We start from the raw sequence: 8,550 nt of genomic DNA, 5'->3' as shown, positions 1-8,550 counted from the left end.
AAAATAGGCGGCAGGACATACTTTATAGTTAAATTTGTGCTTCAGGTACACAATGCCATAGCATCAGCAGCGATGAATGTAGCTGTGGAATTTTGTTTGGTGTTTGATACTAACAAGAGGAAGAAGGGGCAGAGGGCAGGGGAGCAGGAGAAAGAAATTTACTCAAAACTTTCTTCACTCATAACTTTCCCCACTCAGCACTCAGCACTTTTCAGATGTTTCTCCAAATCATGAAAAAATGGAGTAATATGTAGGACTAAGTATGAAAAAACTCTGGATTTCTCTGTGGAGAAAGGATGTGATGTTGTACTCTGTAGAGGTGATATTTACTATTCTTTACAAAAGATTTTGAAATATATAGCTCAAAATCTACAACATGGAAGCATCTTTTGAAATAACCCTACAGATAGTGAGCGTCGTTGTTGCAGGCATTACCGCCCAGGTGTTGGCCGCATACTTCCGCTTACCTAGTATTGTCTTGTTACTGCTACTAGGCATTCTGCTTGGCTCCGATGGGCTGGGCGTGTTACATCCTCACGTACTAGGTTCTGGACTAGAAGTGATTGTTGCCCTAGCAACGGCAATAATTTTATTTGAAGGCGGACTCAACCTGGATGTACAGGAATTGGGTAGAGTTTCAGTCAGCCTACAATTGCTCGTCACCTTGGGAACACTCATCACTTTAATTGGTGGTAGTATGGCAGCCCACTGGCTGGGTGAATTCCCTTGGAATATAGCTTTTCTCTACGGCTCCATTATTGTAGTCACAGGGCCAACTGTAATTAGTCCCCTATTAAAACAAATCAATGTAGATCGTCAAGTAGCAACGATCTTAGAAGGAGAAGGAGTTCTCATCGACCCAGTAGGAGCTATTCTCGCCTTCGTTGTCCTAGACACCATTATGAATGGCGATGCCGACCCCATCAATGCCATCATCGGTTTACTAATGCGTCTGGGAGTTGGGGCAGCAATTGGTGGCGCAGGAGGCTACTTGATGAGTTTGATTTTCAAACGCGCTAATTTCCTCTCACCAGAGTTAAAAAACCTGGTGGTACTGGCGATTCTCTGGGGTTTGTTTACTGTGGCACAGACGATTCGTAGTGAATCGGGAGTCATGACCACGGTTATAGCTGGGGCGGTATTTGCTAACTCATCAGTACCAGAAGAGCGATTATTACGAAGCTTTAAAGGTCAACTAACAATTCTTAGCGTTTCGGTGCTATTTATTCTCCTAGCAGCTGACCTTTCTATTGCTAGTGTGTTTGCCTTGGGTTGGGGTAGTGTTTTTACTGTTTTAGTACTCATGTTTGTGGTTCGTCCCATTAACATTCTCTGTTGTACTTGGAACAGTGATTTGAATTGGCGACAGAAACTATTTTTAAGCTGGGTAGCTCCTAGAGGCATTGTCTCGGCTTCTGTAGCCTCTTTGTTTGCCATTTCGTTGACACAGCGCGGTATTAATGGTGGTGATGCCATTAAAGCTCTAGTATTCTTAACGATTATCATGACGGTAGTTTGTCAAGGGTTAACGGCTGGCACAATTGCTAAATGGCTAAGAATTACGTCCAAGGATGTAACTGGGGCGGTGATTGTGGGTTGCAATCCCTTGAGTCTATTGATTGCCCGTTTCTTTCAAGAACGGGGAGAAACAGTGGTGATGATTGATACAGACCCGGAACGTTGTCAAAAAGCCGCCGAGCAAGATGTTCGGGTGATTTCGAGTAGTGCGCTGGATGTTTCGGTTTTAGAAGAGGCTGGGTTAGCTTCTATGGGAACTTTTTTGGCGATGACTAATAACGGTGAGGTGAATTTTGTTTTGGCTCAACGGGCGGCTGAAGAATTTAGTCCGCCGCGTGTGTTGGCAGTTTTTCCCCGTAAACCCCAAGCTAATTCCAGTAAAAATCATAAGGTTAACCAAGCTTTTGCTACGGAGTTAGTGATTAAGACTTGGAATGAGTACCTTAACGATGGCAGAGTGAAGCTGGGGACAACTACACTCAATAATTCCGAATTTACTAAACAGCAAGAACGCATCCAAGAAAAAATTAAGACTGGAGATTTGATTCCGTTGTTGGTAGAGCGAGAAGACCGTTTACAAGTGATGCCAGCTAGTCAAGAATGGTTAGTAGGCGATCGCATTATTTATTTATTACATGACCCCAGGCCAAACTTGTTAAAGCGTTTATCCGGTGGTAGCCAATCAACTCGCCTGTCTCTGGAAACTTTACCAGAGGTAGAAGAACTACCCTTGGAAAAATTATCTCAACTTTTTAGCGGTGATGCTCCTAAGAATTGAATGCTCGGACTTCAGACATTTGTTGTTCTTGCCAAATTAGGGCAGATAAATGTACTACAGCCAGAATGATGGCAGCAACCGCCAAAATATAACTGTGAATGGTATAAAGGTGTGCAACAGTGACTGTACTAATGGCTCCACCACCTGTAAGAATGTCTCGTAGTTGCTCACCTATAAACGGAATTGCTTCGATGGTTCCTAGCTCAATGCTAAAACGCCAGTAGCCTTCTTGAGTCCAGTCTAAAAGCATTGCTGTCCAATCTAGACCAATCACGCTTAAAGTTAAGAAAATTCCACTAATCCAAGCAGTCAGCCAACTTTTGCTAAATTGTCGCCCTAAAAACATCACAACAATTTGCACCAATGCGACCACTATAACTGCATTACCAGCTAAATCATAAGCTCTGTGGAACAACCACCCGTAGGGTATTTGTGTATTAATAGTTTTCAAAGATTGATATGCTCCGCCGGCGGTGGGTTCGTAGTAAAAAGAGAGCAAAATTCCCGTGGTGATGTAAATCAAGCAGAAACTCAGCATTGCTACTGCTAAAATCGTCGCCAGTCGCCGTAAAATTCTATCAAACTGGGTACTTTCCATATTTTCCCCTTCCTGTTCTTAGCTAAGTGTTTATTTTTATTACAATTTTAACTAAGAAAAATTAATTTATGTTGCTCTTCTCAAAGAAAGACAAATTTCCTGAAACCATAGCCATAAAGAAGAGGCAGGGGGGCAAAAAACTTACTCATAACTTTCCCCACTTAGCACTCAGCACTCAGCACTGTCCCCACCCAAGATTTTAAAGGTTCTGGTGAGCCATACCAAATCCCAGGGCTTCTGGGAGAATGTTGGACACCTGCAATCACTAGGTTTTCCGCACCTTCTAGATGAGCCGCCGCAATGGGTGTAATCCCATCTCCCCAGGTGTTACCTTGACCACAGGTTTGTTGATAACTGTTGTAGGCTAACCAGCTACCGGGTTTCCTTTGACCAAAGATAGTTTTCCCGGCTACACAAACGTAACGAATACTTTTGTAAAAAGCACCGGGATAGTTATCAGTTACAAAATCTAAATTTGCTCGTGTCCAACGTTCTTGGCTAATATGGGGTGTACCTAAAGTGATTAAACTAGCGACTAAAGGGTGAGCTTGCCAACAGCAGGATGTTATTTTACCCCGTCCTAAATATGGTTGGTCTCCTAAATAAATGCGGGAAATCCAACCTCCGGCAGAATGACCAATTAAATTGACTTGAGCCGCATTATGTTTGTGCAACATCTGTTTTACTGTGCGATCCAGTTGCTGCACAATGGGAGTTACAGGTCTGCCAATGGTTTGTAACCAGTCGCGTCGCCTTAGTGGTACTGTTACCGTGGGTACACCTAACTGCAATAAAGATTGTTCTAATTGACGGTAAGCGATCGCACTTTCTAAATATCCAGGCACAATAATTGTAGGTAATGGCATTTTGGGGAATTTCGGGAATAAATCGCGTCTTGATAAAAACAGGCAGTTAGGGAAAAATTTGTGATTAACACCGGAAAACTCGCCTTTGTGGACTACCATAAAGGCAATTTTACTAAAATGGCATTTGATACCCTGAGTAAATAGCTAATTTGGCAACAGTAGAAAATGGGGCTGATGTGGTATGATGGGACGAAACTATATTCTGCTTTCAAAGCAAAGCTGGTATTTGTTAGCGGAACGTAACTTACGCCGTAATAGTCAGAGAATCATACCAGCAACTGCAACAGATATAGTTATATATTTAGACTGATGCGATGGCGATCAGAAGCAACTACCTTAAACTCCAGTCCATATTGTGCATCTCCTCATAAAAATCACAATTCAAAAGTGATCATCTTCCAGCACTTAGTTAACAAGAGAAACATATTCTCATTGAAAAATTAAAAACTTGAAAAAACCTATCCTGCCATTTTGAGTATGAGTATAGGAAGTTATGATTTTTAGAAGGATACATCTCTTGTAATTAAGATAAAATTACTTTGCTAGTCAACCGCAACCGAGCCGAGTGAACGATAACAGCTATGTCTTACGTCTCCCTGCTAAAAAATATACCAGAAATCCTCAGCCAACCAACTGGGATAGCAGCAATAGCCTCCCTTGGCATTCACGGTGCTATTGCGTTGATTGTGCCATTGATGCCTGTAGACACTGCGCCATCTCCAGTATCAGCATCACCAAAATCAGTCGGGATCTTGGAATTAAGCCAAGCTGACCAAAGTCGTCTGCCACAAATGCCAAGTACCTTCCCCTCCGAAGCTACCTTGCAACCAGAACTTCCTCAGCAACCACAGCTGCTGTCGCCAAATCTGAATATCCAAGCTCAGAGAACTGTACTGCCTCCGTTACCGCTATCTGCTACTCCCTATAGACAGTCTGCATTGCCTTCATTTAGGACAGCCCCTAACTATCGGTTTTCTCCTAATCGCAATGTTTCTTTACCCCAAAGGCAGCCTACAGCTATGCGTGAGTCAGTACGTCAAAGTACTGCACGTCAGACTGCGCCGGCAGTTCCCAGAGAGGAATTTCGATTTGATCCCTCTGGTTTCAATGCTGCTAACCAAAGATTTACAGCATCCACTCGGACTTTTAATCAAAGTGCAGTTAAATTGGCAGTCCAACCGATACCTGTAGACAGATTGCCAAAAGCAACTGCGTCTGAAATACCTGGTGAATTACCAAATACTCGGCGCACTAACACAGCCACAAATACCAATCCACAAATCACACAGCCTGGTAACGAATCTCTCATCGCTCGCCTCCAAAAAAACCCCCAGCCTCAAGACGAGGTAGCCCTCAGAAATCCCAATATTCGCACATCGCAGCCGGAATCTATAGCCAAAGCATCTGATTTGACTTTAAAACCAGTAAATGAACCACAAGGACTAATTGCCCAGTTAAACTCATACGAAAGTATCAGACAAGAAATTCAGAAAGCATACCCCAATTCCCAAGAAAAACCAGTTATTCGGGAAACAGTTGCGGCAAATAAACCAAATATTCAAGGTACAGTCTTGGGTTTCTTAGTGGTAGATCCTGAAGGCAAGGTTTTAGATATTAAATTCCAAGACGAATCAGTTTCTAGTGAATTAAAATCGAAGGCTAGGGAATACTTTAGTACCAAATCTCCTAAAGGAGATCAGCGAATCAGCAGTTATCCATTTAGCCTCCGTTTCCAAAACGACGGCAAAACTGCTGCAACTACTCAAGAACAGTCACCCGCAGCTAGTCTCCAACCATTACCAGAACTGCGAATCTCAAATGAGGAGTCAGTACCCACAGCTACTAGAAGACCCGAAGCTAATAACAGTTCACTGTCCACTACTCTAGAATCTGGCCAAAAACTTATACAACAGTTGCGCCAACTCCAAGAGGAAAGAAAAGAGTCTAATTAAAAGTAACGGGGATTGGGAAGTAGTTTAAGTTTCCCCACCAACTACTACATCTCTAATTCTGAGACTGGGGCCGCCACAACCAACAGGGAGGCCATTCTGTCCACCTTTACCGCAACCACCAGACTCATCCCAATAAAAGTCATCACCAATGGCTTCAATGTCCGCTAGGGTTTGGAAAACATTACCCGAAAGTGTGACATCTTTTACAGGTTCGGCTAGTTTACCGTTTCTGATCATCCACGCTTCCCCAGCACTAAAGGTGAACATTTCCCCGTTGGTCATGCCACCTAGCCAGTTACGGGCGTATACTCCTGATTTTATGCCGGAGAATAAGTCGGCAACTGGTGTTTTACCTCGTTGAATCCAGGTGTTTGTCATTCTAACAATGGGGTTAAAGTGGTAATTGAGACAACGTGAATTACCGGTAGGCTGTTCTTCTAATTTGCCTGCGGTTTCACGAGAATGTAAACGTCCTACTAAAATGCCGTCTTTAATTAGTTGCGTAGTAGTACTGGGCGTTCCTTCATCATCGTAAAAATAACTACCTCTATGACCTGCTGGGGCAGCACCATCAAAAATTTGTAGTTCTTCTGTGCCGAACCGTCGGCCAATGGTCATGACTTCTAAGAGGTCTGGGTTTTCGTAAGCCATATCAGCTTCGGAAAGGTGTCCAAAGGCTTCGTGAACAAATAAGCCTGTGAGAATGGGGTCAATGACTACTGTGTAAGTATTGCCTTTGACTGGTGGTAAAGTTAAGGCTGCGATCGCTCTTTGGGCTGCACTTTTAACTTGTTCGTCCAAAACTGTTAAATCTTCGTAGGCTTTGCGAGAACCAGTGGTTTCTCTGCCCGTTTGCACCGTTTCGTCGTTTCTGGCCGTGGCGGCAAAACGCATTTCCATATCTACCCAAGATTGTTCGATGAAGGTTCCTTCTGAGGTAGCAATAATTACTTTTTGGGCGCTGTCACCGTAGCGGACTGAGGTGGTAGTGATGCGATGATCAAGGCTTTTTAATAAGTCAGTATAGCGATCGCACAGTTCTTTTTTCTGCCTCACCGGAATTTTGCGGGGATCAGTGCCTGTGAGGGGTAGTTCACATATTGCTTGTACTGGGTCAATGGGAGCGAGGATAGTCTGTTCATCACCTACCATCCTAGCTGCGGCGATCGCTTCTTCAATTCGTTCTTTGATGGTCGCTAGTTGGTTAAAACTACTGAATCCCCAGCCACCTTTATAACAAGCTCGAATATGTCCACCAGTGGAAATGCCTTCACTCAGGGTTTCTACTTGGTCGCCACGTAATAAAATATCTGTTCCTTCGGATTGTTCGAGGCGGATGACTAGGTAATCTACACGGGGTGAGTAGCGGGTGATCAGGTCGGAAAGGATGTTTTGGGTGTCGGTGAGGGTGGTTGGCATTTGAGGTAAGATTTAAACGCAAAGGGGCGCGGAGGTTAGCGCAGAGGTACGCGGAGGAGGTGTTTTTCGGCTATTTTCCAATAGCGGGAGAATCGTTTTAAATCAATATAGCCATCGTATTCAAGGAATGGTTCTGTTTCCCAGGTTTCCAGACGTAAGGTTTTTTCTATTTGGTCGCAAATGTGATGAAATCTCGGACTAGGGCTGGTGGTTGTTACGACTGAATCGGCATGGTTTTCTTGGGCAAATGCTAAGATTTCTTCGGCTACTTTACCACGGCGAATGGTTACGGGTATTTCTAATAAGCATTCGTAAATAAATGTGATGCGTTTGAGGCTGAGTTGCCATTCTGTTATTAAGGCTTCATCCCATACCCAGATTGCTGGGGCTTCGGGGTATTCTTGTAAGGCGGGGTTGTCGGGACTCAGGCAGTCTCCGTGTACCCAAACGATTGGTTGACTCATTTTTTACCTTTTTTGCCTCTTTGCCAGCTTTGACTATTAGGTTTTTTGATAAATTCACCTTGGGGAAATAGTCGCTGTTCTAATTCTTCGTAGCTACCTTCAAAATCACAATGACCGTAGAGGGGACATTGGCGACAATAAACACCTTTGGTATAACGTTCTAAATTCTCACGATTGAAAAAATAAGGTTTATGACTAAAGGTGCTGGCTACCCATTGCCATGACATATTATTACTGGCAGGGTCGCCATCTAGCAGGTGTTCTAAAAACCATTTGGCTCCGGCTTGCCAACGAATACGCCGCCAATGGACAATGTAAGCGGCTAACCACATCCTGATATGGTTGTGTAAGTAGCCAGTTTGACCTAATTCATGGCTAAAGCTATCAATACAAACCATTCCTGTAGTCCCTGCGGTGATATCTGCTGGTAGTTTGTCAGCGTAATCTGTTGGAGTGTACCCAGTTTTGTATTCTTCTTGATCTTCCCAGATGCGATCGCCTAGTTTCTCATATAATCTCTGCCAATAGTCACGCCAGCCTAATTCATTAATCAATTTACTAGCATCATTAGGGTCTTGTACTTTTTCCAGCACATCATCCCGAACTTCGCGCAAGCTTAAAACCCCATAACGAATATAAGGCGAAAGTCTCGTAACAGCACCAGTTAAAGAGTTACGTGTTTTCGCGTAATCCACAGGATTAACTTTTTGCAGTGCTTTCTCCGCCGCTTTACGTCCTCCCACAGTTTCACTAATATGATCATCCCGTTTTGCTGCATCGGGGAATTGTTCGCGGAGATAAGCGATTAACTCATCGCGGTTACTAAAATCACGGCGCATATTTTTTAATTCGTAATTCGTAATTCGTAGTTCGTAGTTCGTAGTTCGTAGTTCGTAGTTCGTAGTTCGTAATTCGTAATTCGTAGTTCGTAGTTCGTAGGTAGGAAAAAACCCTT

8 protein-coding genes are annotated in these 8,550 nt (G+C 43.6%); 3 read left to right on the top strand and 5 right to left on the bottom strand.

Annotated elements, in window-relative coordinates; genetic code table 11:
* Both VB654_RS14705 and VB654_RS14700 read left to right on the top strand, forming a co-directional pair.
* A partial coding sequence (locus tag VB654_RS14705) for a hypothetical protein (RefSeq protein WP_323214519.1) occupies nucleotides 1-234 on the top strand: 234 nt, incomplete at its 5' end.
* 142 nt (nucleotides 235-376) lie between these two features.
* A complete protein-coding gene (locus tag VB654_RS14700) occupies nucleotides 377-2,296 on the top strand; it encodes a cation:proton antiporter (protein WP_323214518.1) in 1,920 nt (639 codons plus the stop codon).
* Here the strand turns inward: VB654_RS14700 and VB654_RS14695 are convergent.
* The gene (locus tag VB654_RS14695) at nucleotides 2,286-2,894 is read right to left on the bottom strand and encodes a cytochrome b N-terminal domain-containing protein (protein WP_323214517.1); all 609 of its coding nucleotides are present in this window, start codon (nucleotides 2,892-2,894) and stop codon (nucleotides 2,286-2,288) included. The two genes, VB654_RS14700 and VB654_RS14695, sit on opposite strands and share 11 nt — an antisense overlap.
* 161 nt (nucleotides 2,895-3,055) lie before the next feature.
* Nucleotides 3,056-3,760, bottom strand: coding sequence for a triacylglycerol lipase (locus tag VB654_RS14690; RefSeq protein WP_323214516.1), 705 nt, complete (start codon nucleotides 3,758-3,760; stop codon nucleotides 3,056-3,058).
* Nucleotides 3,761-4,341: 581 nt separating this feature from the next.
* On the opposite strand from VB654_RS14690, the gene VB654_RS14685 reads away from it, so the two are divergent.
* The gene (locus VB654_RS14685) at nucleotides 4,342-5,712 is read left to right on the top strand and encodes a hypothetical protein (RefSeq protein WP_323214515.1); all 1,371 of its coding nucleotides are present in this window, start codon (nucleotides 4,342-4,344) and stop codon (nucleotides 5,710-5,712) included.
* A 24-nt stretch (nucleotides 5,713-5,736) separates the two neighbouring features.
* Here VB654_RS14685 and VB654_RS14680 read toward each other — a convergent pair whose 3' ends face one another.
* The 3 genes from VB654_RS14680 to VB654_RS14670 are packed head-to-tail and all read right to left on the bottom strand — an operon-like array spanning nucleotide 5,737 to nucleotide 8,434.
* Complete coding sequence (locus VB654_RS14680; RefSeq protein ID WP_323214514.1) at nucleotides 5,737-7,131, bottom strand: TldD/PmbA family protein; 1,395 nt, start codon at nucleotides 7,129-7,131, stop codon at nucleotides 5,737-5,739.
* Between the two features lie 35 nt (nucleotides 7,132-7,166).
* Complete coding sequence (locus tag VB654_RS14675; RefSeq protein ID WP_323214513.1) at nucleotides 7,167-7,595, bottom strand: hypothetical protein; 429 nt, start codon at nucleotides 7,593-7,595, stop codon at nucleotides 7,167-7,169.
* Complete coding sequence (locus tag VB654_RS14670; protein ID WP_323214573.1) at nucleotides 7,592-8,434, bottom strand: FAD-binding domain-containing protein; 843 nt, start codon at nucleotides 8,432-8,434, stop codon at nucleotides 7,592-7,594. Before VB654_RS14670 ends, VB654_RS14675 begins: the two co-directional genes overlap by 4 nt.
* Nucleotides 8,435-8,550: the final 116 nt, after the last annotated feature.

This window comes from Nodularia sp. UHCC 0506, assembly GCF_034931045.1.
GTDB lineage: Bacteria > Cyanobacteriota > Cyanobacteriia > Cyanobacteriales > Nostocaceae > Nodularia.
Note: the sequence above shows the minus strand (reverse complement) of the source record. Positions and strands in the feature narration are given on the sequence as shown.